Genomic DNA, 25,449 nt, shown 5'->3' on the forward strand with positions numbered 1-25,449 from the left:
CCCGCCCGCCCCTGAGGCGCCCTCGTACGGGCCTCAGAGCCCCGGAGGGCTCAGCTGGCCCAGTCGAGCAGGGGGCGGGTGTTGCTCGGGTGGCGCAGCTTGGACAGCGACTCCTTCTCGAGCTGGCGGATGCGCTCACGGGTGAGTCCCATGTGCTTGCCGATCTCGTCGAGGGTGTGCGGCTTGCCGTCCACCAGGCCGAACCGCAGCGCCATGATCTTGGCCTCCCTCGGTGAGAGGTTCCGCAGCACGCCCCGCAGCTGGTCGCCCAGCAGTTGGCGGTCGACGATCTCCGACGCCTCCGGCGAGTCGACGTCCTCGATGAGGTCGCCGATCGTGGTCTCGCCGTCCTCGCCGATCGTCGCGTTCAGCGAGATGGGCTGCCGGCTGGTGCGCAGCAGCTCCTCGATCTGGTCGGGGGTCTTGTCCAGCTCGACGGCCAGCTCCTCGGGCGTGGGCTCGCGGCCCAGCCGCTGGTGCATGTCGCGCTCGATGCGCGACAGCTTCGACAACATCTCCAGTACGTGGACCGGCAGCCGGATGGTGCGGGCCGAGTCGGCGAAGCCGCGCTGGATGGCCTGGCGGATCCACCACATGGCGTAGGTGGAGAACTTGAAGCCCTTGGTGTAGTCGAACTTCTCCACGGCCCTGATCAGGCCCAGGTTGCCCTCCTGGACGACGTCCAGCAGGGACATGCCGCGGTCGGTGTACTTCTTGGCGACCGACACGACCAGCCGGAGGTTGGCCTCCAGCATGTGGTCCTTGGCCGCCTTGCCGTCCTGCGCCACGAGCATCAGGTCGGCGCGCCGGGCCGCGGTCAGGTCGGGCGTGCTCTCCAGCTTGTACTCCGCGTACAGGCCGGCCTCGATGCGCCTGGCCAGCTCGACCTCCTGCGCCGCGGTGAGCAGCGTGCGGCGGCCGATGGACTTGAGGTAGGTGTGGACGGAGTCGCCCATCACGGACTGGTTGTCGTCCAGGTCGAGCGGCTCGTTCTCGGCGTCGACCTCCTCCGCGACCTCGGCGGAGATCTCCAGCGCCAGGTCGTCGGGGCCGTCCTCGTCGCCGGCCTTCGTGGGCTTGTTTTTTGCTTTCGCGGCATTCGAGTCGGTAGTCTCGGTACTCGAAGCCTTCCTGGTGGGGCGCTTGGTCTTCTTGGCGGACCTGGCCAGTGCGGGCTCGTCCTCGGCGGCCAGGCTCACGCCGGCGTCGCTGAGCTCGCGCAGGATCGAGCGGCCCTGAGCCGGGCTGATGCCGGCCTGGGCGAATGCGTCACGCAGCTCTGCCAGAGAAAGGTGACCTTGGTTTCGCCCTCGGTCAATGAGCTGCTCGAGGTCTGCGGGCGGGGTCGCGGTCGCCACGGCGGTTCGGGGCATGAGGACACCTCCTCCATACGGAGCGGAAACGATCTAGGCGGGTTTCATGGTGGGGCGGCCCGTCCGGCCGCGCGACTCACCAGTATCCATAACGCCGTCGGCCGTTATTTGTTCCCGTGAGGTGGAAAAAAGGGCGGAACCCCCCCATGCGGCCCGCCCTGACGGTCCTACTCGGGCAGGACGAGCTCGCCCGGCTTCACCTCGGGCATCGGCATCGGCTGCGCCTCCTGCAGGCGGTCGTCCGTCCAGTAGCCGACGACGCCGTCCGGGTCGGACTCGAGCTGCTCGGAGACCACGATGCCGTCCTCGACGCGGTCGGTGGCGTCCGGGGTCGGCGGCGGGCTGAACGTGGGGTCCTCCTTCACCACGGCCCTGGTCTCCCGGGCCTGGTCGAGCCTGCCCGCCGAGGCGGCCGCCGCGACCGAGACGCCGCCGACGAGGATCACGCCGACAACCGCCGCAGAGGCCCACGTCTTGCGGGACTGGTTCATGAGGCTCCCTCCTTCTCCCCACTATGACGCATCCAACAAGTCATCAGGTTCCGGACTTTAGCCGCATGAGATCTGTTTTCCCATTTGCCAGCAAGGGCAAGCGGGGCATCAGGCGCAACTCCCGTGGCGCGGCGAAGGGCGGCAGCCGATCGGCGCAGTAGGCCCGGAGCTGGGACAACGTGGGCGGATTCGCCGGGTCGGCGGGGACCGCGACGGCCACCACGGCCTCGCCCCACTCGGGGTCCGGCCGGCCCACCACCGCCACCTCGGCGATCCCGGGGTGGGCGCCGAGCACGGCCGCCACGGTGGCGGCCACCACCTTCTCGCCGCCGGTGTTGATGACGTCGTCGGCCCTGCCGAGGACGCGCAGCCTGCCGCCGGACAGCTCGCCCAGGTCGGAGGTGACGAACCAGCCGCCGTCCAGGGGCGGCTCGCCGCCGAAGCGGTAGCCGGAGAACAACACGGGCCCGGCCAGGCGGATCCTGCCGTCGTCGCCGATTTTGCAATCTACATTGTAAAGGGGGCGGCCGTCGTACACGCACCCGCCGCTGGTCTCGCTCATCCCGTACGTCGTGACCACCCGGGCGCCGAGCGCCGCGGCCTCCGCCAGCAGCCCCGGCCGGGGCGCCGCGCCGCCGAGCAGGACGGTGCGGAACCGCGACAGGTCCGCCCGGAGCCCGACCAGCCGGTGCAACTGCGTCGGGACCAGCGAGACGTGCGCGGCGCCCGACTCCAGCACCGCCTCGGGATCGAAGCGCTCGTGCATCACCGGCTCGCTCTCGCTGAGCAGTGATCGGACCAGCACCTGCAGGCCGGACACGTGGGAGACGGGCAGGCAGCACAGCCACCGCTCGCCCTTGGCCGCCTCCACCCGGCGCAGCGAGGCGGCCGCGGAGGCGCGCAGGGCGCTCGCCGAGAGCATCACGCCCTTGGGGGCGCCCGTGCTGCCGCTGGTGGCGATGACGACCGCCACGTCACCGGGCACGCCGGCACCGTCGGCCCGTCGTACACCGTCCACGTGGGTGGGGCGCAGCGCCGCGAGCGCGGCGCCCTCCTGACCGGGGGTCAGAGGCAGCACGGCGGGTCCGTCGCCGGACAGCGCGTCGCGGATCGCGGCGAACAACCGGGGGCCCGCCGGCTGCACCACGGCGTGCAGCGGACGGTCCGGATGCGACGGGTTCCTCCACATGCTCGTAAGGTTAATGGCGTCAGTTCGGGCAGCGGCGCAGGGAGGGTCGTGACGCGTTCTCCCGTGGTTTTCCGGATTCCGATGCGCACCAGGTTCCGGGGACAGACCGTCAGAGAAGGGGTGCTGCTGCACGGGCCGGCGGGATGGGGCGAGTTCTCGCCGTTCCCCGAGTACGGGCCGCGCGAATGCGCCCGGTGGCTCGCGTGTGCGCGCGAGGCCGCCTTCGAGGGATGGCCCGCGCCGGTCCGCGACGCGGTCCCGGTCAACGCCACCGTGCCCGCCGTCGGGCCCGAGCAGGCCCACGAGATCGTCCGGCGCTCCGGCTGCGGCACGGCCAAGGTCAAGGTGGCCGAGCGCGGGCAGGGCTTCGCCGAGGACCTGGCCAGGGTGGAGGCCGTGCGTGACGCGCTCGGCCCGTCCGGCAGGCTGCGCGTGGACGTCAACGGCGCCTGGGAGGTGGACGAGGCGGTCCGGCGGCTCAAGGAGCTCGACCGGTTCGACCTGGAGTACGTCGAGCAGCCCTGCGCCACGCTGGCGGAGCTGGCGGCGGTGCGGCGGGCCTGCGACGTGCCCGTGGCGGCCGACGAGTCCATCCGCCGGGCCGAGGATCCGCTGCGGGTGCGGGCCGCCGAGGCGGCCGACATCGCGGTGGTCAAGGTGCAGCCGCTGGGCGGCGTGCGGGCGGCGCTGCGGGTGGTGGAGGCGTGCGGGCTGCCGGCCGTGGTGTCGAGCGCCGTGGAGACCTCCGTGGGGCTGGCGGCCGGGCTGGCGCTGGCCGCCGCGCTCCCGGAGCTGCCGTACGCGTGCGGGCTCGCGACGATGGCGCTGTTGTCGGGCGATGTGGTGGAGGATTCGCTGGTGCCCCTGGACGGGATGCTCGCCGTACGCCATCCTGAGGTGAATTTTCAGCATTTGTCGGATATGTCGAGTTTTGAGATTGATTCTCCGTCGTGGCTACGCCGGATGCAGGAGGCGTCACTGTGAATCCCGCTACCGCGCTGGCCACGGTCCTGGTCGACGAGCTGGTGCGCTGCGGCCTCACCGACGTCGTGATCGCGCCCGGCTCCCGCTCCGCCCCCCTGGCGCTGGCACTGCACGCCGAGTCACGGGTGCGGCTGCACGTCCGGATCGACGAGCGCTCGGCGTCCTTCCTGGCGCTCGGGCTGGCCAGGCGGGCGGAGCGGCCCGTCGCGCTGATCTGCTCCTCCGGCACCGCCGCCGCCAACTTCCACCCCGCCGTCATCGAGGCGAGCGAGTCCGGCGTGCCGCTGCTCGTGCTCACCGCCGACCGCCCGCCCGAGCTGCGCGGCACCGGCGCCAACCAGACGATCGACCAGCTCAAGCTGTACGGCTCGGCGGTCCGCTGGTTCGCCGAGATCGGCACGCCCGAGGACCGGCCCGGCCAGGTGGCCTACTGGCGATCGCTGGCCTGCCGCGCCTACCAGCGCGCCGTCGGCCCCGACGATCCGGGCCCGGTGCACCTGAACGTGCCCTTCAGGGAGCCGCTGATCCCCGACGGCGACCCCTCGTGGTGCGAGCCGCTGGACGGCCGCGCCGGCGGGCCGTGGGTCCGCTCCCGGGTCGCGCCGCCGCCCGTCGCCCTGCACATCCCGGCCACCCGGCGCGGCGTGCTCGTGGTCGGCGACGGCGCGCCGAACGTGCGCCGGTACGTCGCCGCGGCCGGCATGGCGGGCTGGCCGGTGCTGTCGGAGCCGAACGGCGGCGCCCGTTACGGCGACCACGCCATCTCCACCTATCACCACCTGCTCGGCGTGCCGGACTTCGCCGGCGCCTACCGGCCGGACGTGGTGGTCACGCTGGGCCGTCCTGGCCTGTCCCGGCCGTTGCTGTCCTGGCTGGAGCGTGCCGACGAGCACATCGTGGTCGCTCCCGACCTGGACCGCTGGCCTGACCCGACCCGCTCGGCCAGCCAGGTGGCGCAGGCGGTGGAGATCCCGGTGGCCTCGGGCGACGACAGCTGGCTGCACTCCTGGCGGCAGGCCGACGCGGCCGCGAGGGCGGCGCTGGACGAGGTGCTGGACACCTCGGGGCTGAGCGAGCCCCGGCTGGCGCGCGACCTGGTGGACATGCTGCCCAACGGCGCCTTGCTGTTCTGCGGCTCCTCGATGCCGATCAGGGACCTGGACCAGGCGATGCGGCCCCGGCGCGGGCTCAAGCTGCTGGCCAATCGCGGCGCCTCCGGCATCGACGGGCTGGTGTCCACGGCCATGGGCGCGGCGCTGGCGCACAACGGGCCCGCCTACGCGCTCATGGGCGACCTGTCGTTCCTGCACGACCAGAACGGCCTGATCCTCGGCCCCCGGGAGCCGCGGCCGGACCTGTGCCTGGTGGTGGTCAACAACGACGGGGGCGGCATCTTCTCGCTACTGCCCCAGGCGGCGCTGCGCGACCCGTTCGAGCGCGTCTTCGGCACGCCGCACGGCGTGGACCTCGGTTACGCCACCGCCGCGACCGGCACCCCGTACACGCAGGTGCAGGACCCGTCCGAGCTGTCCAAGGCGCTGCGCGGCGAGGGGCCGAGAGTGGTGGAGGTGCGCACCGACCGCGCGGCGAACGCGGTGGTGCACGCGAGGCTGCGCGACGCCACCGAGGCGGCGATCACGGCCTTCCTTCAGGACTCCCGGGACTCTGCCGCCTCAGGGTGAGGAAGTGGCCGTCCAGGCCGGTGATCCGCAGCAGCCGCGCCATCGGCGCGGGCACGCCGGCCAGGAGCAGTTCCGTGCAGTGCAGCCGGGCCTGCCCGCGCAGGGCGACCAGCGCGCCGAGCCCGGCCGCGTCGATGAACGACAGCCCGCTCAGCTCCAGCACCACCTCGCCGCCGGCCCGTTCGAGGACCTGGAGCAGGTGGGTGCGCAGCACGTCGACGGTGGCGATGTCGAGCTCGCCGGAGACCGAGACGGTCACGGTGCCGGCCGCCGTGGCAGCCGCGGTGTCCGCCACGGTGTCGTCGTGGTCCCTGGTCGTCAGGTGGAGTGGTGCCATAGCCCGGATGCCGTCCCCAAAGCCGTAAGAAGCGCCGGTCCCGGGCGCGCCACACCGTGCCCCCACGGGCGTGGCGGATCCGAGCGGTCGGCGCGAGGAATGTGTGACGCGGGGTTCGGGCGGCACGGTGAAGCCATCTGCGACTGCTTGCTTCCAAGCTGGAGTGTAGCCGGACAGACCGTCGGTTCGCCGGAAGATACGGGAGTCTCGTTCCCGGCGGGTCAGCGCTCGATGAGGGTGACCTCCAGGGAGTAGTGGGAGGCCCGGTAGATGTGCGAGCCGTGCTCGACGGCCCGGCCCTGGTCGTCGTAGGTGGTGCGGATCATGGTCAGCAGGGGGGCGCCGCGCCGCTCCTCCAGCAGTTTCGCTTCCGTCTGGGTGGCGGCTCGGGCGCCGATGCGCTGGTTGGCGACGCGCATCCGCACGCCGGAGCCGCGCAGCAGCTCGTACAGGCCACGGCCTTCGAGGTCGGCGGCGGTGAGCTGGGCCAGGCCCAGCGGCAGCCAGTTGTGCAGCACGGCCAGCGGCTCGCCCGCAGCGAAGCGCAGCCGTTCCAGGTAGAGGACGTCGGTGCCGGGCTCGACGCCGAGGATCGCGGCGATCGCCTCCTCGACCTGGCGCGGCTCCAGCGTGAGCACCTGGGTGGCCGGCTCCTGGCCGGAGCGGCGCAGGTCGTCGTAGAGGCTGGTCAGCTCCACCGAGCGTTTGACCTGCCCGTGCACCACCTGGGTGCCGACGCCGCGCTTGCGGACCAGCAGGCCCTTGTCGACGAGATATTGGATCGCCTGGCGAATCGTGGGCCTGGACAGCCCCAGTTTGTCGGCGAGCAGGATCTCGTTGTCCAGCCGGGAGCCGGGGGTCAGGTCGCCGCGCCGGATGGCTTCGGCGATCTGCTCGGCCACCTGGAAGTAGAGCGGCACAGGGCTGGATCGGTCCAGGTCGATCGCCAGATTCGCGGTCATGCTGATCAGATTATCCGAGGTCAGAATGTCCTGACAAATAGCACTTGTTAAGCTTCAGGTCGTGTCGCTTGTTCATCCTGAGGTAACTATGTCCTGTCATAGTCACCGGATGAAGGGCCGCCGGCGAGCTCACTGGGGGAACGCATGGACATGACCGGACTGCTGGACACGGCCACCGAAGCGGCCAGGGCCGTGGGCCCCCGGCTGCGCGAGGCCTTCAGATCCCGACCGCAGATCACCACCAAACGTGACTTCCACGACCCGGTGACCGAGCACGACCGGGCCGCGGAGGAGACCATCCGCGCCGTCATCACCGCGCGGTGGCCCGACAGCGCCATCGTGGGGGAGGAGGGCGGCGAGACCGGCTCGGGCGACCTGTGCTGGTACGTCGACCCGATCGACGGCACCGCCAACTTCGCCGCCGGCCTGCCGTTCTTCTGCGTCTCCATCGCCGCCGCCGTGCGCGGCGAACTGGTCGCGGGCGTGGTGTACGACCCGGTACGCGAGGACGAGTTCACCGCCTCCACCGAGGGTGCCTGGTGCAACGGCAGCCCGATCCGCAGCAAGGGGGCCGCCCGTGACCGTGAGGCCATGCTGCTGTCCAGCTATCCGACGCCGCTCGACCTGGAGGCCGAGGGGGAGGAGGCGCTGCGCCGCTACGGCCGCTTCGTCGACTCCTTCTCCGCCGTGCGCCGGCCCGGCAGCGCCGCGCTGAAGCTCGCCCACGTCGCCGCCGGGTGGTCGGACGCCGCCTACGGCACCCGCTCACACCCGTGGGACGTGGCGGCCGGGGCCCTGTTGGTGCGGCAGGCCGGCGGCGTCTATCGGGGTGACCCGCTGGTCAAGGGCGATTACCTGGCCCACGTGGGCGGATTCGACCTGCAGGGATCGGCACTGGCCGAGGTGCTGCCCGGCTGATCCCGACCGGTGCTCAGGCGCGGCCGACCAGCGGGGGGAGCTCGGCCAGGGTGGTGATCCTCGGGAAGCCCGGTGGAGCGGCCTCGACGCCGAGCCGGTCCAGCCAGACCGAGCGCATCCCGGCCGTGGCCGGACCGGTGACGTCCTTGTCCACGTCGTCGCCCGCCAGCAGCACCTCCCCGGGCGTCAGCCCGAGTGCGGCGGCCGCGCCGGTGTAGCAGGCGGGGACCGGTTTGTAGCAGCCGTCCAGCACCTCGCCCGTCAGCACGGGGCCGACCAGCCCGGCCAGCCCGATCGCGCGTACCTTCGCCTCCTGCATCTCCTGGATGCCGTTGGTGAGCACGCCCAGCCGGAACCCGCCGAGGGCGGCCACGGCGTCCGCCGCGTCGGGAAAGGCGGTCCACCCGTCGCGGTAGTGCGCGGCGAACGCGGCGAAGGCGGCGTCCAGGTCGCCGGGCGTCTCCAGCGCCAGCTCCTGGCAGAGCGCCCGCATGCGGCGGCGGCGCTGCTCCTCCCACGAGCACTCGCCCGCCTGCCACGCCTCCAGGTGCGGCCCTTCCAGCGCGGCCCAGAGCCCTGCCGCCTCGCCGAGCCGGGGGTGGCCCGGCGCGCGGGCCGACACCCAGGCGGTGATCCCGGCGTCGGCGGCGGCGCGGTGATCGAGCAGGGTGCCGTCGAGGTCGAACAGGATGCCCTTGATCATGAGGTCATCCTGCCAGCGGGTCCGTGCTGCTTGCGATAGTCGCCGGCCTGCCGGACGTGCTCGATCATCAGCAGCTCGGCCCGCGCGCCGTCGCCTCCGGCCAGGGCGGCCAGGATCCCCGCGTGCGCGTCGAGCTGCCGTCGGACCTGGGCCGCGTCCAGCCACAGCGACGCGGCGGCGGGCACCGGGAAGCTGTTGCGCACCGCCCTGGCGTGCTGGCCGAGGAAGGCGGGCCCGCCGATGTCGGCGATGCGCAGGTGGAAGTGCCTGCTCTGCTCGCCGAGCCGGTCGTTGCCGCCCTCCTCGGCGTCGCGGACCATCGCGGCGTGCATCTCGTGCAGCCGGGCCAGCTCCTCGCCGGTGATCCGGGCCGCCGCCAGCCGCGCGCCGAGGCCCTCGACCACCGCGCGCAGCCCGTAGAACTCCTCCAGCGCGTCGTCGCCGAGGTCGACCACGGTCGCGCCGTGGTGGGCCTCGTAACTGATCAGCCGGTCCTTCTCCAGCCTGCGCAGCGCCTCGCGCACCGGGGTGACCGAGACGCCCAGCCGCCGGGCGACGGCTCCGGCGCGCAGGGCGGTGCCGCCGGGGATCTGGGCGGTGCGGATCTCGTCCAGCAGGACGCTGTAGACGTACTCGGCCTTGCTCATGGGCGGCCGCGGCTGGCTGGTCATGACTCCTAGTGTCTCCCAAAGTTGACCTATGACATATTTCTTATAAGTTGCATAACTATGACAAGCCTCGCCGACCTCCGGGTCATCGACGCCGCGACGCTGTTCGCCGGACCCTCGGCCGCGATGATGCTCGGCGACTTCGGCGCCGACGTGATCAAGATCGAACACCCCCGGCGCGGCGACCCGTCACGCGGGCACGGCGCCTCGGTGGACGGGGTGGGGCTGTGGTGGAAGTCGCTGTCGCGCAACAAGCGCGCGGCGGCCGTCGACCTGTCGCGCGAGGAGGGGCAGGAGATCCTGCGCCGCCTGGCGGAGCGGTCCGACGTGCTCGTGGAGAACTTCCGCCCCGGCACGCTGGAGCGCTGGGGCCTGGCGCCCGCCGACCTGATGGAGCTCAACCCGCGGCTGATCGTGGCGCGGATGACCGGTTTCGGGCAGTCCGGCCCGATGGCGAGGCAGCCCGGATTCGGCACCCTGGCCGAGGCGATGAGCGGGTTCGCCGCGATGACCGGCCAGCCGGACGGGCCGCCGACGCTGCCGCCGCTGGCCCTGGCCGACGGCATCGCCGGCCTGGCCATGTCCTACGCCGTCATGGTCGCCCTGCACGCCCGTGAGCGGACCGGGCGCGGCCAGGTCATCGACATGGCGATCATCGAGCCCATCGTCGGCCTGCTCGGTCCGCAGATGACCGCGTACAAGGCCCTCGGCGTGGTGCCGGAGCGCACCGGCAACCGCTCCAGCAGCAACGCGCCGCGCAACACCTACCGCACCCGTGACGGCCGCTGGCTGGCCGTCTCCACCAGCGCCCAGCCCATCGCCGAGCGGGTCGTCACCCTGGTGGGCCGCGCCGACCTGGTCGAGCAGCCCTGGTTCGGCAGCGGCAGCGGCCGGGTGCGGCACGCCGACGAGCTGGACGAGGCCGTCGCCGCCTGGATCGCCGAACGGGACGCCGAGGAGGTCATCGCCCGCTTCGTGGAGGTGCAGGCCGCCGTCGCCCCCATCTACGACGTGACCGACATCGCGCGGGATCCGCAGTACGCGGCCCTCGGCACCTTCGTCGAGGTACCCGACGAGGAGCTCGGCTCGGTCACCATGCAGAACGTGCTGTTCCGCCTGTCGGAGACGCCGGGTGAGGTCCGCTGGTCCGGGCGGGCCCTCGGCCGCGACACCGACGAGGTGCTCGGCGAGCTGGCCTACACCCCCGAGCGGATCGCCGTGCTGCGCGACAGCGGGGTGATCGCGTGAACCTCCCCGTCACCTGGCTGTACGTGCCCGGCGACCGGCCCGAGCGGTTCGCCAAGGCGGTCGGCTCCGGCGCCGACGTGGTCATCATCGACCTTGAGGACGCGGTCGCGCCCGCCCGCAAGGAGGAGGCCCGCGAGCACGCCGCCGCCTTCCTGCGCGAACGGCCGGCGGCGGCCCGTGAGCGGACGCCCGTCCACGTGCGGGTCAACGATGTGGCCACCCAGCGCGGGCTGGACGACCTGGACGCGCTCGGCGCGCTGGCCGACGCCGTACGACTGCCCAAGGTCGAGTCGGCCGGCACGCTGGACCTGCTGGAGAGGTTCGGCGTGCGGGCGTACGCACTGCTGGAGTCGGCCGCCGGGATCATGGACGCGCGGGCCATCGCCGCCCACCCGTGCGTCGACGGGATCGCGCTCGGCGAGCAGGACCTGGCCGCCGAGCTGTCCATCACCGGCGAGAGCGCCGTGACCCACCTCAGGCTGCAGGCCGTGCTCGCCGCCGCGGCGGCGGGACTGCCGCCGGTGCCCATGGCCGTCTACCCGGACCTGCGGGACGAGGCCGGGCTGATGGCCTCGTGCGCGGCGGGCCGGGCGCTGGGCATGTTCGGCAGGACCGCCATCCATCCGCGGCAGCTCCCGCTGATCAGGGCGGCCTTCCGGCCGACGGAGGAGGAGGCGGTCAAGGCCGCGGAGATCGTCCAGGCGGCGGAGGTCGCCGGAGCGGGCGCCCTCGCCCTGCCGGACGGCAGGTTCGTGGACGCCCCGATCGTGGCCAGGGCACGCCGTACGCTGGCCCTGTTCACGCGGCTGGCCGACGGCGCCTAACTCCCGGGGGTCCAGCGGCCCGACAGCTCCGCGTCCTCCGGAGCGGGGCCCGGCAGCGGGCGATGGGCGGGCGGCTGCCGCAGGGAGTCGAGCATCAGGGCCAGGTAGCGGTGGCGGAGCTCACCGGTCCGCTGCTCGTCGCCCAGCCGCATCGAGGCGAGCTGCTCGAACATCAGGGCGATGTCGGCGGTCGTGACGTCCGGCCGGAGCACGCCCGCCTCCACCGCCCGCGCGTGGAGCAGGGTCGCCAGCTCGGAGGCCCTGGTGGCGTACTGGTAGAGCTCCTGCGTGGGATGGAAGGTGCCCGCCAGCTTGATCGTGAGCGAGTTGGTGTCGGCGTCGACGATCCCGCGCATGTAGCCGGCGAACTCCTCCCACGGGTCGTCATGGTCCCGCATCGCCTGCTCCGAGACGGCGATGTAGAGCTGGAGCCCGTCTCCGCAGAGCTTCTGCAGCAGGGCCTCCTTGCTGGGGTAACGCCGGTAGAGGGCGCTGATCCCGACGCCCGCCCGCTCGGCCACGGCCGCGATGGGGGCGCCCGGGTCGGCGGTGAAGACGGCGCGCGCCGCCGCGAGGATCAACTCGTCGTTCCGCGCGGCCTGGGCCTTGCGGCCGCTCATGGGTGCAGTGGTCATGACCACAGCATAATGGGAACGAACAATTCCGTTCTATCCGGACCGCGCGAGTTCGCGCCGGTAGGCGTCGAGGACGAGGCCGTGGAAATGGTGCACCGCGTGCTCCGACAGCCCGGAGCCGTCCGGGTCGTGGACGATCTTCCCCTGGGTGAACGCGGGGGTGCGCATGCCGCGCTGGACGCTCTCCACCAAGGCGATGTCCTCCACCTGGAGAACCTCGTCGATGTACCGGATGCTGCCCAGCTCGGCCTCGTCGGGCTCCGCGGTCTCCAGGTAGAAGTCCCAGGTCTCGCGAGTCCGCCCGGAGCCGTCGGGGATGATCTGCAACACCATGAAGTTGCCCCGGCCGGGATAGCGCAGCAGGCAGGTGTTGGGCCACAGCCACCAGACCGCGTGCTCGGTGACGGTCGCGCCCGACACGTCGTAGGCGGAGTTCTCCGCCGCACCGGCCCGGGCCATGTGGCTGGAGTAGATCCCGTGGGTGGTGACCTTGTAGGTGTCCATGTCGACCAGGGACACGAAGTCCCGGTGGGCCACGTGGCAGTGGTAGCACTCCAGGAAGTTGTCGACGACGTTCTTCCAGTTGGAGGCGATGTCGTAGGTGAGCCGGCGGGCCAGGGTGAGCTCGGCGACGTCCGGCGCCCTCGCCTCGATCTCCGCCAGGAGGCCCCCGGTCTGCTCCGGCAGCGGGGCCGCCCCGGGGTCGAGGTTGACGTAGACCATGCCGGCGAACTCGGCGACCTGGACCTGATCCAGGCACACGTCGGAGGTGTCGAAGCCCGGCATGCCGCCGGTGTTGCGCGCTCGCCTCAACCGGCCGCTCAGGTCGAAGTTCCAGGCATGGTACGGGCACACGATGCTGCGCCGGACGCCGGAGCCGGACAGGAGTTCGTGCGCCCGGTGCTTGCACACGTTGTAGAACGCCCGCAGAGCGCCGGTCTCGTCGCGGACGGCGACGATGGGCATGCCGGCCACCGTGCCCGTCACGTAGCCTCCCGGCTCCCGGAGCTTCTCCGCATGGCACAGCCACTGCCACGTACGCGCGAAGATCGCCCGCTGGTCGGCGTCGAACCACTGCGGATCCGTGTAGGCATCGGCGTGCAACGACATCGAGAGCGCGGGGTCGGGGTCGTATCCGGCTGAGATGTGCGCGATCGAGTCCGGTGTCACCGTGCCTCCCATGCGTGGCCGTCCCGCGCGACTGCACCGCCGGATCGAGGCCCATGATGCTTGCCGCGAGCCTCGTCTGCAATAGGGGCACAACGTCGTCATTAGTCCGCATGTCTATACATACAGATGATATTGAGGTACAACCGGGGGCAGCCCGTTGCTCTTGGAGGTTTCGGATGAGACGAATTCCGGTAGTGCTGGCCATGATGAGCGTCCTGGCGTTGGGCGGGTGCTCCTCCCCGGGCGAACAGACCCCGCAGAGTGCCCCCGCGCAGGGCTCGGCCCCGGCCGCGACAGGCGCCGGCACCTACGCCGTGATCACCCACGGCGCGCCGGGCGACTCCTTCTGGGACGTCGTCAAGAACGGCGCCGAGGCCGCGGGCACGGAGTACGGCGCGCAGGTCACCTACCAGGGCGACGGCGACCCCGCCAAGCAGTCGCAGCTCATCGACCAGGCGGTCTCCAGCAAGGTCGACGGCATCGTGGTCTCCATGGCCAACCCCGACGCGCTGCGCGAGGCCATCGGCAAGGCCGTCGCCGCGAAGATCCCCGTCGTCACCATCAACTCCGGCGCGGACTCTGCCAAGGAGCTCGGCGCGATCACGCACGTCGGCCAGTCCGAGGACGTGGCCGGGCGCGGCGCGGGCGAGCAGCTCAAGGCGGCCGGCGTCACCAAGCTGCTGTGCGTCATCCACGAGGCCGGCAACATCGGCCTCGACCAGCGCTGCAAGGGCGCCGAGGAGACGCTCGGCGGCACCGTCGAGCGGCTGCAGGTGGACGTGAGCAACCTGGCCGACGTGACCTCCAAGGTCACCGCGAAGCTCCAGACCGACAAGGCCGTAAACGGCGTGCTCGCGCTCAACCCGGCCGTCGCGGTCGCCGCCAGGGACGCCATCGCCGACGCCGGCTCACAGGCCAAGCTGGCCACCTTCGACCTGTCGGCCGACGTGGTCACCGCCATCCAGGGCGACGAGATCCTGTTCGCCGTCGACCAGCAGCAGTACCTGCAGGGCTACCTGCCCATCACCTTCCTCCACCTGTACAAGAACAACCTCAACACCGTCGGCGGCGGCCTGCCCGTCAACACCGGGCCCGGCTTCGTCACCAAGGACAACGCCGAGCAGGTCGCCAAGCTGGCCGAGGCGGGCACGCGATGAGCGGGGAGGCACCGTGATGAGCGGGGAGGCACCGTGATGAGCGGGGAGGCACCGTGACGGCCGCCGCCGCCGACGAGCGGCTCGCGCGGGTGGGGCTGCTGCGCCGCCTGCTGATCCGGCCCGAACTGGGCGCGGTCGTCGGGGCGGTGGTGGTCTTCACCTTCTTCGCGACCCAGTCGGCGGTGTTCAGGTCGCCCGAGGGCATCGCGAACTGGCTGGACCCGGCCGCCACCCTCGGCATCATGGCGGTGGCCATCGCCCTGCTGATGATCGGCGGCGAGTTCGACCTGTCGGCGGGCGTGCTGACCGGCACGACCGGGCTCATCCTGGTCACCCTCGCCACCCGCTACGGCCTGAACGTGTGGCTGGCCATGTTCGTCAGCCTCGTCGTGGCGCTCGGCGTCGGGCTGCTCAACGGCCTGATCGTGACCAGGACGCGGCTGCCCAGCTTCATCGTGACGCTCGGCACCTTCCTCATGCTGCAGGGCGTCAACCTCGGTGTCACCAAGGCGCTGACCGGCACCGTACAGGTCAGCGGGCTGCGCAGGTCGGAGGGCTTCGAGGCGGCGCGGACCGTCTTCGCGGGCACGATCCAGATCGGCGGCACCTCCTTCCGGGTGGCGATCCTGTGGTGGCTGCTGGTCACCGCGCTGGCCACCTGGGTGCTGATGCGCTCACGGGTGGGCAACTGGATCTTCGCGGTCGGCGGCAGCGAGCCGGCCGCGCGGGCGGTCGGGGTGCCGGCCGCCCGGACGAAGATCGCGCTGTTCATGACGACGGCGGTCGCGGCCTGGCTGGTCGGCTCGATCATGGCGCTGCGCTACACGTCCGTGCAGGCCAACATCGGCATCGGGCAGGAGTTCATCTACATCATCGCCGCCGTGATCGGCGGCTGCCTGCTCACGGGCGGGTACGGCTCCGCGATCGGCGCGGCCATCGGCGCGGTGATCTTCGGCATGGCCGACAAGGGCATCGTCTTCCTGGGCTGGGACGCCGACTGGTTCAAGTTCTTCCTGGGGGCCATGCTGCTGCTGGCCACGCTGGCCAATCGCCTGGTCAGGCGCTATGCCGAGGAGGTGAAGCATTGATACTCGAGACCCGGGGCATCGGCAAGTCGTTCGGCTCGGTGCTGGCGCTGCGCGAGGTGTCGATGGGGGTGGAGGCGGGCCGCGTCACCTGCGTGCTCGGTGACAACGGCGCGGGCAAGTCCACCCTCATCAAGATCCTCGCGGGCGTGCACCAGCATGACGCCGGGACCCTGCTGGTGGACGGCGCGGAGGTCCGGCTGAGCAGCCCCAGGGACGCGCTCGACCGTGGCATCGCCACCGTCTACCAGGACCTGGCGATGATCCCGCTGATGTCGGTCTGGCGGAACTTCTTCCTCGGCTCGGAGCCGCGCAAGGGCCTGCTCGCCGGCGCCTTCGACGTGCGCACCGCCAAGCGGGTCGCCGGCGAGGAACTGCGGGCCATGGGCATCGACATCCGGGACGTGGACCAGCCGGTCGGCACCCTGTCGGGCGGCGAGCGGCAGTCGGTGGCGATCGCCAGGGCTGTCTACTTCGGCGCCCGCGTGCTCATCCTGGACGAGCCGACCTCGGCCCTCGGCGTCAAGCAGGCCGGGGTGGTGCTGCGCTACATCGCCCGGGCCCGCGACCGAGGGCTCGGCGTGGTGTTCATCACGCACAACCCGCACCACGCCTACCCCGTGGGGGACCGGTTCCTGCTGCTGAACCGGGGGACGAGCATGGGCGAGTACGCCAAGGCCGACATCACCCGCGAGAAGCTCACCTCCCTGATGGCCGGCGACGCGGAACTGGAGGAACTCGCCCACGAGCTGGAACGCGAGTGAGGACCCGCCCCCTCTGGGGGTCGATCGGACGGGGTGGCAGGGTCAGCGGCCGGTGAAGAAGGCGCGGACGTCGGTGACGAACGCCTCCGGCTCCTCCAGCGCCGCGAACGTGCCGCCGCGCTCGTGCTCCACCCAGCCGACGATGTTGTTGTCGCGTTCGGCGAAGCGGCGGATGGGGCGCAGGATGTCCTTGGGGAAGACGGAGATCGAGGTCGGCACGGTGGCCGCCGTGAGTTCCCACTCGACGCTGGTGTCCTGGTCGGTGTCGGGCGTCTCGACGAAGGAGCGGGCGGCCGAGCCGGCGGTGCCGGTCAGCCAGTAGAGCATCGTGGTGGTGAGCAGGCGGTCGGGGTCGATCTCCCTGTCGCTCCATTCGTGATAGACGCTCGCGAACCAGGACAGCAGGGCCACGGGGGAGTCGGTCATGCCGTAGGCGAAGGTCTGCGGCCTGGTCGACTGGATGAGCTTGTAGCCGTACTGCTCGGTCAGATAGGCGTCGCGGAAGGCCAGGCGCTCCTGCTCGGTCTCGGTCAGGCCGTCGAGCTCGCCGGGGGCCCCGATGGGGAAGCAGATGATGCCGTTGCCGTGCATCCCGGCGACCCGCTCGGGGGCGAGCACGCCGACCTCGCGGGAGATCCAGCTGCCCCAGTCGCCGCCCTGCACGCCGAAGCGGTCGTAGCCGAGCCTGGTCATGAGCTCCAGCCACGCCTTGGCGATGCGGGTGGAGCCCCAGCCCGTCTCCGTGGTGGGGCCGGACAGGCCGTAGCCGGGCAGGGACGGGATGACGAGGTGGAAGTCGCGGCTGAGCGGCTCGATCACGTCGAGGTATTCCACCGGGCTGCTCGGCCAGCCGTGCGTGATCAGCAGCGGAAGCGCGTCCTGATTCGCTGAGCGCACGTGCAGGAGATGCACCCGCTGGCCGTCGATCTCGGTCACGAACTGGTCGTGCCGGTTGAGCTCGGCCTCGGCGCGCCGCCAGTCGTAGCCGTCGCGCCAGTGGCCGACGAGCCGTTTCATGTGCGGGAGCGGAACTCCGTACCGCCAGCCGAGGCCGGGGACCTCGTCGGGCCAGCGCACCCGGTCGAGCCGCGCGCGCAGGTCGTCCAGGTCGGCCTGGGCGATTTCGAGCCGGAAGGGCCGGACGTCGTTCAAGCTGGTCCTCCATCGTGGTTGGTACGGCGTACCGTACGCCATACGGTTGGGCGGGCGCAACTCCGGCAGGCGCTAGCCTGATGCGGTGTCAGCGCCGTACCTCACCCTGAAGACCCCCGTCGAGCACGAGACCGAGGCCCGCCGCTCGCGCTTCGTCTGCGCCCTGGCACCCGTCCAGAGCGCGGAGGAGGCCGCCGCGTTCATCGCCGGGCGCCGCCGCCTGCACGCCTCTGCCAGCCACAACTGCACCGCCTACGTCGTCGCCGGGCTGCAGAAGGGCGACGACGACGGCGAGCCGGGCGGCACCGCGGGCACCCCCATGGTGCAGGCGCTGGTCGGCCGGGGCTTCGACCACGTGGTCGCGGTGGTGACCCGCTACTTCGGCGGCATCCTGCTGGGCGCGGGCGGCCTGGTGCGCGCCTACGGCTCGGCGGTGACCGAGACGCTGGACCGGGTGGAGCCGGTCAGGATGGTGCCGGCCAGGCTGGTGCACGTGGCGGTCGCCCACGACCAGGCGGGACGGGTGGAGAACGACCTGCGGGCCTCCCGCTACGCGGTGCGCGAGGTCGGCTACGGCTCGGCGGTCGACTTCGTGGTGGCGGTGGGCGTGGACGAGGTGGACGCCTTCCGGGACTGGGCGGCCTCGCTGACGGCGGGACGGGCCAGGGTCGAGCTGGGCCGCGACGTACACGTACCGCAATGAGGCCGGCTCAGCCACCCGCGGCCGGCCGCGCGGGGATCAGCGGCCGTCAGCCCTCCAGTGCGTACTGCATGACGCGGAACTTCGCCTGGGCCTCCGCGAGCTCGGAGGCGGGGTCGGAGTCGCCCATGATGCCGCCCCCGGCGAACAGGCGGGCCCGGCGGCCTTCCACGATGCCGGATCTGAGCGCGATGCCCCATTCGCCGTCGCCGTGGGCGTCGATCCAGCCGACCGGGCCGGCGTAACCCGCGCGGTCCATGCCTTCGAGCTCGCGGATGACGTCGATGGCCTTGTGGGTCGGGGTGCCGCCGACGGCCGCGGTGGGATGCATGGCGGCCACGACGTCGAGGACCGAGGCGCCGTCGGCGAGCCGGCCGCTGACGTGGCTGGCGAGGTGCTGGACGTTGGGCAGGACGAGCAGTTCCGGCTCGTCGGGGGTGTGCAACTGGGCGCAGAGCGGCGCGAGGGTGTGCCGGACGGAGGCGATGGCGCACTCGTGCTCGTGCCGGTCCTTCGCGGAGGCGAGCAGGGCGGCGCCGCGTCTGAGGTCGTCGGCGGGGCCGGTGCCCCGGGGGGTGGTGCCCGCCAGGACGAGGGACTGGATTTCCTGGCCGGTGCGGCGGATGAGGAGTTCGGGGGTGGCTCCGACGAGGCCGGCGACGGAGAAGGTGTAGCACTCGGGATAGCGGCGGGCCAGGCGCAGGAGCAGCAGCCGGATGTCGATGGGGTGCTCGGCGGTGGCGAGCAGGTCGCGGGCGAGGACCACCTTCTCCAGCTCGCCGCGGCGGATGCGGCGGGCGGCGCGGGCCACGACGTGCTCCCAGGCGGGGGCGGTCAGGCTGCCGTCGCCGTAGCTGATGTGCCCCGGGTCGACCAGCGGGGTGAAGGTCTCGTGCGGGGCGTCGCCGATGGTGGTGAGCCAGGCGCGGCCGTTCCTGCGGGCGAGGATGGTCTGGGGGACGACGAGGGTGGAGCCGGCGGAGTTCTCGTCGAAGGTGAACGTGCCGAAGGCGACCGGGCCGCTGCCGGGGATCTGGACGGTGTCGTCGTCGTGGGCGTCGGCGAAGACCGCGGCGAGCCACTCACGGGCCCAGGCGAAGCGGTCCGGACCTGGGGGAATGTCCGCGCGGGCGGCCTGGCCCCAGCCGACGAGGCCTTCGCCGTGCCTGATCCAGGCGTACGGCGCGGTCCGGGGGAGGGATGCCAGCAGATTACCGGGGTCGCGAATGGGGGTGGTGCGAACCGGTAGCGGGCGGGTTGTTCCGAGCGCGACACTCACCCGAGACACTCTATGCGGGAACTGAACACGTTCGACTGGGACCCCCGTGTCTGACCGGTTGTGGTTCATGCTTCCGGATAAGGACGGATATTGCCCTGCTTTTGGTGCAACCCGATCGGCTGGGGCTCGTCAAGTGGCGATATGAAGTCGGTCCTGAGATGGCAGACGTTGCCCCTAGGTCACGGTGGGGCGGCGACGCGCTCCCTACCTTTGGGCCATGATCGCTCGCCGTCTGGGGCCCCTCATGGCCGCCGTCGTTGTCCTCGCCGGTTCCGGCGCTGCTCAGGCCGCCGCCCCGGAGCCGGTGCCCGAGGTCATGGCGGCGCTCGGAGACTCGATCTCGTCGGGATTCAACAGCTGCGGCTGGTACGTGTCCTGCCCGTCACGGTCGTGGTCCGCCGGCGATCACGCGAGCGTGAACAGTCACTACCTGCGGCTGCTGCGGCTGGGGTCGCCGATCGAGGGGCACAACCGTGCCTTCGCGGTGCCGGGCGCGACGAGCGCGGACCTGCTGGGCCAGGTGCGGCAGGCGGTCGGCGCCAAGGCGGACTACGTGACGATTCTCATAGGGGCCCAGGACGCCTGCAAGCTCGAGGAGCGGCAGATGACCCCGGTGGGGGTCTACCGGCGGCGTCTGGACCAGGCGCTGTCGGAGCTGCGGGCCGGGCTGCCGCAGGCCCGGGTGTTCGTGTCGAGCATCCCCGACCTGCACCGGCTCTGGCAGGTGGGCAAGGGCAACGCGCTGGCGCGGACGTTCTGGACGGTGGGCCGGATCTGCCAGACGATGCTCGCCCGTCCGTCGTCGGTGAAGCCGGCCGACAGGCAGCGGCGGGCCCGGGTGCGGGAGCGGGTGATGGCCTACAACCGGGAGGCGGCGCGGGCCTGCGCGGCACTGGGAACGTCGTGCCGCACCGACGCGGGCGCGGTCTTCGCCTACCCGTTCACGCTGGAACATGTGAGCCGGTGGGACTACTTCCACCCGAACGAGGCCGGGCAGCGGGTGCTCGCGGAGCGGACCTTCCGCAACGGCTTCGATTGGGTCGATCCGCGCTGAGCCGTCATCGGCACTGGGTGAGCATGGCCTTCCTGTCGGCGCGGGTGACCGGCAGCCCGTACTTCGTGGCGACCTGGGCGAAGCGGGTGACGTAGGCGCAGCGGATGCGGCGTTGCGGGGGGAGCCAGCCGGACGGGCCGGAGGCGTCCTTCTGCTCGTTGGCGCGGCCGAGCACGGGCAGCAGGTTGAGCGGGTCGTTGGCGAAGTCGACGCGTTTGGTCATGCTCCAGCGCCGGGTGCCCATGCGCCAGCCGTAGGCGAGCGGGACGACGTGGTCGACCTGGACCTCGTCGGCGTCGCTCTTGTGCCAGTCGATGATCTGGCCGGTGTAGGGGTCGTGCAGGTCCATGGCGACGACCTCGCAGGTGGAGCCCTTGCGGTAGCGGATGTTGCGACCGTCGCGGGCGAGGAGGTCGTCGCGGGTACGGCAGCCGTTGCGCGCGTACGGGACCCCGGTGGCGCTGTCGGCCCAGTTGTCGCCGTAGCGGGTGCGTCTGTAGCCGGCGCTGGAGCCGCGGGCGGCGACGCGCAGGTCCTTGATGAGCGCGCGGGCGGCCTTCTTGTCGGGTCCGGTGGTGACGGGGGCCAGGCCGGGCAGGGTGCCGCTGGCGTTGCCGAGCGGGCTGGCGGCTTCGGCGGCGGTGGTGGGCCTGGTGCCGTTGACCAGGGCGGCGAGGACAGCGGCTGCTGCGAGGATGGCGACGGCGTCCTTTGCGCTCAAGCACGCCTCCCGGGTGCCGTTCGGGGGTTCTCTAGAGAGATTCCCGCAGTGGGCGATGTTGACACGGTAAGGGGTATGAAGCGGTTCCGTGAGAGGTTCATGGCTGGCCGTCCTGTTGATCCGGGTGGCGGGTCATGGCCGTCAGCCGGCGCCGAGGCAGGTGAACGACCACCCGGTGGCGGTGGCGACGGGGTCGCCGGCCGTGTCCAGGCGGGCGTCCCGCAGCGCGGTGGCCAGGCCCGCGCCGGTACGGAGCCGCCGGTGGAGCGCGACCATGAGCGGGACCGCGGCGAGGTCGTTGACCAGCACCACACCGGCGACGATGGCGGTGGTGCCGAGCTGGATGAGCGAGCTGGCCAGGCCGAGGAGCTCGTCCGCGCCGGTGGCGGCGGTCAGGCCGGAGTCGCAGCTCGACAGGATGACCTGGTGGGGCGCCCGGGTGAGCCGTTCGAGGTCGTAGACCGTGAGGGGGCCGTCGTCGACGCGCAGGGCGGAGAACAGCGGGCTGTCGGCGCGGAAGGTGCCGTGCGCGGCGACGTGGGTGAGGCGGGCGCCGTCCATGGCGCGCAGGATGCGGCCGACGGTCGCGCTGCCTTCGCCGAGGACGACGGGAGCGGCGTACCCTGCGGTCACCTCCCGCACTTCCGCGCCCTGCGAGGCCAGGCCGGGGCCGCGGACCAGGACGACGCGGCCGTGGGCGGGGGCGCTGGTGCGGCGGGCGCGCAACCAGGACCTGGCCGACGGGGCGACGCTGACGGCGCGGTGACGTAGCGAGGGGAGCAGCGCCCAGGGGACGGCGTGCAGGCGGCCCGGCGGGACGATGGCGACGTGCCGGTCGCCGAGATGCTGGGCGGCGTCGCCTAGCAGGACGCGCTGGAGGGTGTGGCCGATGGTCTCCAGCTGGGCGAGGAGTTCGGCGGGCGACAGGGTGGAGCGGCCGTGGGCGAGCCGGGACAGGCTGAAGCGGGCCAGGTCGACGTGGCGGGCCGCCTCCTCGGTGCGTCCCGCGCGATGGCGGCGGACGGTGCCCGAGCCGCAGACCAGAACGTGCAGGTGGCCGTCGACGTCCACGAGTTCGAGCAGCCGGTCGTCCGCGACCTCGTCGAGGAGGGCGTCGATGTCGACGCCGGGGGCGGCCGCGTCCTCGTGAGCGTGGGCGTGGTGATGCCTGTGGTCGTGGCCGTGGGCGTGCAGCGCCCTGGCGCGGGCGGCCCGCTCCAGGCGGAGCTGTTCGGCCGACAGGTGCGCGGTGGGCAGGCCCTTGGCGCGGGCCTGGGCCAGGCGGCTGGTCAGGGCGCGGATGGCGGCCAGCTCCGCCTGGAGGCGTTCGTCGTCGGGCGGGCGGACGGCGGGGACCGCCAGGGCGGTGGCGCGCCAGCGTTCGCTCCACGACAGCAGCAGCCGGGGCCGGTCGAGGCGCAGGGCGTGCCGCTGGCCGAGCGCGGCGAGCTCGGCGCCGTGCGCGCTGGCCTGGGCACGCAGCTCGCTGGAGCCGAGGGTGGCGCGGTGCTGGTCGAGGACACGCAGGCCACGGCGGCAGGCGCGCATGAGCCGGGCGGAGTCGTGGCCGGCCTCGGCGCGCAGGGCTTCGGCGAGCCAGGCGGCGGCACGGGAGAGCGCGGGGCCGCGGCGGCGACCGCGTGCGGCGGTGGCGAGGTGACCGTTGGCGCGTGCGGTGTCGCCGAGGGCGAGGGCGAGCCGGCCGGCGATGAGGTGGCCGAGTGACAGGTCGGGCGAGGAGAGGGCGGCCAGTTCGCGGGCGCACTCCTCGGCTTCCCGCAGCAGGGCGGCGTCGGTGGTGCCGGTGGCGAGCTGGGCGCGTACCTTGACCAGGCGGGCGTGCGCCCGCCACCAGTGGCGGTGCTGGCGGCCGAAGAGGTCGGTGGCGTCGGCGGCGTGGCCGAGCGCGTCGGCGGGCCGGCGGGCGGCCAGGGCGCAGTTGGCGGCGGTGAGCAGCAGCTCGGCCTTCTTGACGGGCTGGCCGTGGATGCGGTCGAGCCGGTCGAGGGCGGTGTGGGCCTCGGTGAGGGCGTCCTGGGGCAGGCCGGCGGCCAGGAGCGCGGCGCAGCGCTCGATGCTGAGACTGGGATCGGGGGTGCCGAGCCGGTCGAAACGTTCGGCGGCCTGGTCGAAGCAGAGCAGCGCGGCGGGCAGGTCGCCGATGCGCAGGGCCAGGACGCCGCGGTGCACGATGGCGTCGGCCGACTCGAGCTCCTGACCGGTGGCGTTGAAGAGTTCCTCGGCGCGGGCCAGGTCGGTGGCTGCCTTGGTGATGGAGCCGAGCGCCAGGTTGCAGGTGGCGCGTTCGCTGCGGGCGCGGGCCTCCCAGATGGCGTCACCGGCGGCGCGCAGGGCGGTGACGGCGTTGTTGAGGTCGGCCAGGGCGTCGTGATGGTGGCCCAGGATGAGCAGCACGCCGCCTCTGCGCAGCAGGATGCGCCCGTTCAGCGGCCCGGTGGATCGCTGGACGGCGGCGTCGAGCGCGGCGCGGCCCGCCGTGGTGCGACCGGCGAAGGCGAGGGCCACCCCGAGGGTCGCCTGGACGTCGGCTTCGCGCTCGGCGCAGCCGGCCTGGTGGGCGAGGCGGCCCGCGGCCTCGAGCTCCGCCACGGCGGCGTCGATGTCGCCGAACTCGCGCAGCACGATGCCGATCGCCTGCCTGGCCATGGACGCGGCCAGCGGCGGCGGGTCGCCGGCGAGCAGGTCACGGGCCCTGTCGAGGGCCTCGTGGGGGCGCGACAGGGCCAGGGGGAGCAACTCCGCCGTGGCGGTCGAGGAGGGTACGGGGTCCGCCGGCATGTACCGAGCGTTGACGATCGGCTGTAGCGCCCGCAACCCCAAGTCGATATAGGTGTGAAAAGTGTGATCATTGGCTACGCCCGGGAGAGGAATCCATGGACGCGGTGTTCGACGCTCAGTTCCGGATCGTCAAGGACGCGTTTCTGGCGCGGGGGATCCGGGTGGAGGTGGCCTACACCCCGGCGGGCGAGGTCGACTACCTGTACGAGGCGGGCCGCCTGCTGACCCTGAACCGGGGGGAGAACGTCCAGCGGATCGAGGCCGCGCTGCCCGGCGCACGCCGCGTGGAGGCCCGGGGGCGGGGTGATCTGGTGGTGCTGTCGCTGGACGCCGGGCTGGACGCCGGGCCGGACGCCGGGCCGGACGCCGGGGCGGACGGCGCGCTGACGGTGCCGGAGGCGCTGGAGCTCATCGAGCGGCGGGTGCCACGCCGGCGGGAGGACGACCCGCGGCTGCCGCTGGCCTCTCCCGTGCACGTCCTGCACGTGAGCAGGCTGTGCCCGGGTACGGAGCCGGAGGTGCCCGCCGGATCACCGGATCGGCCGTGGCCGCCGCCGTGCCCGGAGGGGGACGTGGTGCGCGAGGCGCGGATCGGCGTCAGCGACACCGGCTGGCTCGGGCTGGACCCGGCCGCCTACCCGTGGCTGGGCGGGGTGGACGGCGACCTGGAGACGCTGGACCCGCCGTCGCCGGTGAGCGGGCTGCCGCGGATCCCGCCCTTCGCCGGGCACGGCACGTTCGTCGCCGGGATCGCCAAGTGCATGGCGCCGTCGGCCGAGGTGGCGATCGTCGACCACTTCTCCGCCTCCGGCGCGGAGCTGGAGGACGTGATGATCGCCAAGCTGGAGGAGCTGGTCGGGCGGACGCCCGCGCCGGACGTGGTCAACCTGTCGGCGGGCACCTACACGCGCGGCAACTGGTCCTCGCTCGGCTTCGAGGCGTTCCAGCGGGCGCACCCGGACGTGGTGCTGGTGGCGGCGGCCGGCAACGACGCCACGGACCGGCCGTTCTACCCGGCCGCCTACGACTGGGTGGTGTCGGTCGGGGCGCTCGGCCCCGACCAGGCGCACCGGGCGTGGTTCAGCAACCACGGCGACTGGGTGCGGGTGTACGCCCTCGGCGAGGGGCACGTCAACGCCTACGCCACCGGCGAGTACACCTACCGGGAGCCGCCCAAGATGCCTGCGGTGCAGAACTTCTCCGGGATGGCCAGGTGGGCCGGCACGTCGTTCGCGGCGCCGCTGGTGGCGGGGCTGATCGCGGCCCGGATGGCGCGTACGGGGGAGTCGGCCCAGGACGCGAAGGAGGCGGTGCTGGCCTCGGCGCGGGAGCTGGACGGCGTGGGCATGGTCCTGTCCCCGTGCGGCGAGAGCTGACGCCTCGCCGGGTGAGGTATCAGGGCGCGATCCGGCCGCTCCGTCCGGGTGACCACCGTCACCGAGCAGTGAAGAGACGACATGGCCCAGCCGTCCCCTGTTCGTACGCTGAAGCGTCCTGCCTGGACGCACCGCTTATCCGCGTTCACTCTTGCTGGGTGGGCCGTGCCGGGAAGGG

At 72.4% G+C, this 25,449-nt stretch carries 24 protein-coding genes; 11 read left to right on the forward strand and 13 right to left on the reverse strand.

The features are described 5' to 3' along the window. Positions 1-50 precede the first annotated feature (50 nt). The 3 genes from ACTMTF_RS05690 to ACTMTF_RS05700 all read right to left on the reverse strand — a co-directional run bounded on the left by ACTMTF_RS05690 (position 51) and on the right by ACTMTF_RS05700 (position 3,053). Positions 51-1,373, reverse strand: coding sequence for an RNA polymerase sigma factor (locus ACTMTF_RS05690; protein ID WP_441109539.1), 1,323 nt, complete (start codon positions 1,371-1,373; stop codon positions 51-53). Between the two features lie 167 nt (positions 1,374-1,540). Further along, entirely contained in the window at positions 1,541-1,864 is a 324-nt protein-coding gene (locus ACTMTF_RS05695) for a hypothetical protein (protein WP_441109540.1), read from the reverse strand. Positions 1,865-1,907: 43 nt separating this feature from the next. Further along, positions 1,908-3,053, reverse strand: coding sequence for an AMP-binding protein (locus ACTMTF_RS05700; protein ID WP_441109541.1), 1,146 nt, complete (start codon positions 3,051-3,053; stop codon positions 1,908-1,910). An 81-nt stretch (positions 3,054-3,134) separates the two neighbouring features. Here ACTMTF_RS05700 and ACTMTF_RS05705 point away from each other — a divergent pair, with 81 nt between their 5' ends. Together ACTMTF_RS05705 and menD are read left to right on the forward strand one after the other, a co-directional pair. After that, positions 3,135-4,037 (forward strand): o-succinylbenzoate synthase, encoded by a 903-nt coding sequence (locus ACTMTF_RS05705; protein ID WP_441109827.1) that lies wholly within the window; start codon positions 3,135-3,137, stop codon positions 4,035-4,037. Further along, positions 4,034-5,719 carry a 2-succinyl-5-enolpyruvyl-6-hydroxy-3-cyclohexene-1-carboxylic-acid synthase gene (gene menD / locus ACTMTF_RS05710; RefSeq protein ID WP_441109542.1) on the forward strand — a complete coding sequence of 562 codons (1,686 nt, stop codon included), beginning with the start codon at positions 4,034-4,036 and terminating at the stop codon, positions 5,717-5,719. Before ACTMTF_RS05705 ends, menD begins: the two co-directional genes overlap by 4 nt. Here menD and ACTMTF_RS05715 read toward each other — a convergent pair. Both ACTMTF_RS05715 and ACTMTF_RS05720 read right to left on the reverse strand, forming a co-directional pair. Next, positions 5,673-6,056: an STAS domain-containing protein gene (locus ACTMTF_RS05715; RefSeq protein ID WP_441109543.1), complete on the reverse strand. Its 384-nt coding sequence runs from the start codon at positions 6,054-6,056 to the stop codon at positions 5,673-5,675. The two genes, menD and ACTMTF_RS05715, sit on opposite strands and share 47 nt — an antisense overlap. Before the next feature lie 221 nt (positions 6,057-6,277). Then, entirely contained in the window at positions 6,278-7,018 is a 741-nt protein-coding gene (locus ACTMTF_RS05720) for a GntR family transcriptional regulator (protein WP_396999406.1), read from the reverse strand. A 144-nt stretch (positions 7,019-7,162) separates the two neighbouring features. On the opposite strand from ACTMTF_RS05720, the gene ACTMTF_RS05725 reads away from it, so the two are divergent. Then, complete coding sequence (locus ACTMTF_RS05725; RefSeq protein ID WP_396999404.1) at positions 7,163-7,936, forward strand: inositol monophosphatase family protein; 774 nt, start codon at positions 7,163-7,165, stop codon at positions 7,934-7,936. A gap of 13 nt (positions 7,937-7,949) precedes the next feature. Here the strand turns inward: ACTMTF_RS05725 and ACTMTF_RS05730 are convergent, their stop codons facing one another. Together ACTMTF_RS05730 and ACTMTF_RS05735 are read right to left on the reverse strand one after the other, a co-directional pair. Beyond that, positions 7,950-8,639 carry an HAD family hydrolase gene (locus ACTMTF_RS05730; RefSeq protein WP_441109544.1) on the reverse strand — a complete coding sequence of 230 codons (690 nt, stop codon included), beginning with the start codon at positions 8,637-8,639 and terminating at the stop codon, positions 7,950-7,952. Further along, positions 8,636-9,310 (reverse strand): GntR family transcriptional regulator, encoded by a 675-nt coding sequence (locus ACTMTF_RS05735; protein WP_441109545.1) that lies wholly within the window; start codon positions 9,308-9,310, stop codon positions 8,636-8,638. The genes ACTMTF_RS05730 and ACTMTF_RS05735 overlap by 4 nt, the downstream gene beginning before the upstream one ends. A 57-nt stretch (positions 9,311-9,367) precedes the next feature. On the opposite strand from ACTMTF_RS05735, the gene ACTMTF_RS05740 reads away from it, so the two are divergent. Next, positions 9,368-10,555, forward strand: a complete 1,188-nt coding sequence (locus ACTMTF_RS05740; protein ID WP_441109546.1) for a CaiB/BaiF CoA transferase family protein — start codon at positions 9,368-9,370, stop codon at positions 10,553-10,555. Next, positions 10,552-11,379: an HpcH/HpaI aldolase/citrate lyase family protein gene (locus ACTMTF_RS05745; protein ID WP_441109547.1), complete on the forward strand. Its 828-nt coding sequence runs from the start codon at positions 10,552-10,554 to the stop codon at positions 11,377-11,379. The genes ACTMTF_RS05740 and ACTMTF_RS05745 overlap by 4 nt, the downstream gene beginning before the upstream one ends. Here the strand turns inward: ACTMTF_RS05745 and ACTMTF_RS05750 are convergent. Both ACTMTF_RS05750 and ACTMTF_RS05755 read right to left on the reverse strand, forming a co-directional pair. Further along, complete coding sequence (locus ACTMTF_RS05750; protein ID WP_441109548.1) at positions 11,376-12,014, reverse strand: TetR/AcrR family transcriptional regulator; 639 nt, start codon at positions 12,012-12,014, stop codon at positions 11,376-11,378. The two genes, ACTMTF_RS05745 and ACTMTF_RS05750, sit on opposite strands and share 4 nt — an antisense overlap. Before the next feature lie 33 nt (positions 12,015-12,047). Continuing rightward, the gene (locus ACTMTF_RS05755) at positions 12,048-13,184 is read right to left on the reverse strand and encodes an aromatic ring-hydroxylating oxygenase subunit alpha (protein WP_441109549.1); all 1,137 of its coding nucleotides are present in this window, start codon (positions 13,182-13,184) and stop codon (positions 12,048-12,050) included. A 176-nt stretch (positions 13,185-13,360) separates the two neighbouring features. On the opposite strand from ACTMTF_RS05755, the gene ACTMTF_RS05760 reads away from it, so the two are divergent. From ACTMTF_RS05760 to ACTMTF_RS05770, 3 genes are read left to right on the forward strand one after another with little or no spacing between them, the layout of a single operon-like run. Further along, positions 13,361-14,341 carry a substrate-binding domain-containing protein gene (locus ACTMTF_RS05760; RefSeq protein WP_441109550.1) on the forward strand — a complete coding sequence of 327 codons (981 nt, stop codon included), beginning with the start codon at positions 13,361-13,363 and terminating at the stop codon, positions 14,339-14,341. A gap of 53 nt (positions 14,342-14,394) precedes the next feature. After that, positions 14,395-15,429 (forward strand): ABC transporter permease, encoded by a 1,035-nt coding sequence (locus ACTMTF_RS05765; protein ID WP_441109551.1) that lies wholly within the window; start codon positions 14,395-14,397, stop codon positions 15,427-15,429. Continuing rightward, positions 15,426-16,190: an ATP-binding cassette domain-containing protein gene (locus ACTMTF_RS05770; RefSeq protein WP_441109552.1), complete on the forward strand. Its 765-nt coding sequence runs from the start codon at positions 15,426-15,428 to the stop codon at positions 16,188-16,190. The genes ACTMTF_RS05765 and ACTMTF_RS05770 overlap by 4 nt, the downstream gene beginning before the upstream one ends. 42 nt (positions 16,191-16,232) lie before the next feature. Here the strand turns inward: ACTMTF_RS05770 and ACTMTF_RS05775 are convergent, their stop codons facing one another. Then, positions 16,233-17,342: an epoxide hydrolase family protein gene (locus ACTMTF_RS05775; protein WP_441109553.1), complete on the reverse strand. Its 1,110-nt coding sequence runs from the start codon at positions 17,340-17,342 to the stop codon at positions 16,233-16,235. An 85-nt stretch (positions 17,343-17,427) separates the two neighbouring features. Between ACTMTF_RS05775 and ACTMTF_RS05780 the strand changes: the two genes are divergently transcribed. Then, positions 17,428-18,045, forward strand: coding sequence for an IMPACT family protein (locus ACTMTF_RS05780; protein WP_441109554.1), 618 nt, complete (start codon positions 17,428-17,430; stop codon positions 18,043-18,045). A gap of 46 nt (positions 18,046-18,091) precedes the next feature. Here the strand turns inward: ACTMTF_RS05780 and ACTMTF_RS05785 are convergent, their stop codons facing one another. Further along, positions 18,092-19,321 carry an isochorismate synthase MenF gene (locus ACTMTF_RS05785; RefSeq protein WP_396999388.1) on the reverse strand — a complete coding sequence of 410 codons (1,230 nt, stop codon included), beginning with the start codon at positions 19,319-19,321 and terminating at the stop codon, positions 18,092-18,094. 217 nt (positions 19,322-19,538) lie between these two features. Between ACTMTF_RS05785 and ACTMTF_RS05790 the strand changes: the two genes are divergently transcribed. Beyond that, positions 19,539-20,375, forward strand: a complete 837-nt coding sequence (locus ACTMTF_RS05790; RefSeq protein ID WP_441109555.1) for an SGNH/GDSL hydrolase family protein — start codon at positions 19,539-19,541, stop codon at positions 20,373-20,375. Positions 20,376-20,379: 4 nt separating this feature from the next. Here the strand turns inward: ACTMTF_RS05790 and ACTMTF_RS05795 are convergent, their stop codons facing one another. Further along, positions 20,380-21,096: an HNH endonuclease family protein gene (locus tag ACTMTF_RS05795; RefSeq protein ID WP_441109556.1), complete on the reverse strand. Its 717-nt coding sequence runs from the start codon at positions 21,094-21,096 to the stop codon at positions 20,380-20,382. A gap of 141 nt (positions 21,097-21,237) precedes the next feature. After that, a complete protein-coding gene (locus ACTMTF_RS05800) occupies positions 21,238-23,895 on the reverse strand; it encodes a CHAT domain-containing protein (protein WP_441109557.1) in 2,658 nt (885 codons plus the stop codon). A 95-nt stretch (positions 23,896-23,990) separates the two neighbouring features. Here ACTMTF_RS05800 and ACTMTF_RS05805 point away from each other — a divergent pair, with 95 nt between their 5' ends. Then, on the forward strand, positions 23,991-25,271 hold the full coding sequence (locus ACTMTF_RS05805; protein WP_441109558.1) for a S8 family peptidase: 1,281 nt from the start codon (positions 23,991-23,993) through the stop codon (positions 25,269-25,271). Positions 25,272-25,449 lie beyond the last annotated feature (178 nt).

Origin of the sequence: Nonomuraea sp. ZG12, from assembly GCF_052068115.1 — a bacterium.
Lineage (GTDB): Bacteria > Actinomycetota > Actinomycetes > Streptosporangiales > Streptosporangiaceae > Nonomuraea.

Excerpts from the sequence above, each read along its gene's own strand:
- ACTMTF_RS05800 (WP_441109557.1), bottom strand. The coding sequence starts at position 23,895 with ATGCCGGCGGACCCCGTACCCTCCTCGACCGCCACGGCGGAGTTGCTC.
- ACTMTF_RS05750 (WP_441109548.1), bottom strand. The coding sequence starts at position 12,014 with ATGACCACTGCACCCATGAGCGGCCGCAAGGCCCAGGCCGCGCGGAAC.
- ACTMTF_RS05790 (WP_441109555.1), top strand. The coding sequence starts at position 19,539 with ATGATCGCTCGCCGTCTGGGGCCCCTCATGGCCGCCGTCGTTGTCCTC.
- ACTMTF_RS05715 (WP_441109543.1), bottom strand. The coding sequence starts at position 6,056 with ATGGCACCACTCCACCTGACGACCAGGGACCACGACGACACCGTGGCG.
- ACTMTF_RS05805 (WP_441109558.1), top strand. The coding sequence starts at position 23,991 with ATGGACGCGGTGTTCGACGCTCAGTTCCGGATCGTCAAGGACGCGTTT.
- ACTMTF_RS05725 (WP_396999404.1), top strand. The coding sequence starts at position 7,163 with ATGGACATGACCGGACTGCTGGACACGGCCACCGAAGCGGCCAGGGCC.
- ACTMTF_RS05720 (WP_396999406.1), bottom strand. The coding sequence starts at position 7,018 with ATGACCGCGAATCTGGCGATCGACCTGGACCGATCCAGCCCTGTGCCG.
- ACTMTF_RS05705 (WP_441109827.1), top strand. The coding sequence starts at position 3,135 with ATGCGCACCAGGTTCCGGGGACAGACCGTCAGAGAAGGGGTGCTGCTG.
- ACTMTF_RS05760 (WP_441109550.1), top strand. The coding sequence starts at position 13,361 with ATGAGACGAATTCCGGTAGTGCTGGCCATGATGAGCGTCCTGGCGTTG.
- ACTMTF_RS05730 (WP_441109544.1), bottom strand. The coding sequence starts at position 8,639 with ATGATCAAGGGCATCCTGTTCGACCTCGACGGCACCCTGCTCGATCAC.
- ACTMTF_RS05735 (WP_441109545.1), bottom strand. The coding sequence starts at position 9,310 with ATGACCAGCCAGCCGCGGCCGCCCATGAGCAAGGCCGAGTACGTCTAC.
- ACTMTF_RS05700 (WP_441109541.1), bottom strand. The coding sequence starts at position 3,053 with ATGTGGAGGAACCCGTCGCATCCGGACCGTCCGCTGCACGCCGTGGTG.
- ACTMTF_RS05695 (WP_441109540.1), bottom strand. The coding sequence starts at position 1,864 with ATGAACCAGTCCCGCAAGACGTGGGCCTCTGCGGCGGTTGTCGGCGTG.
- ACTMTF_RS05690 (WP_441109539.1), bottom strand. The coding sequence starts at position 1,373 with ATGCCCCGAACCGCCGTGGCGACCGCGACCCCGCCCGCAGACCTCGAG.
- ACTMTF_RS05740 (WP_441109546.1), top strand. The coding sequence starts at position 9,368 with ATGACAAGCCTCGCCGACCTCCGGGTCATCGACGCCGCGACGCTGTTC.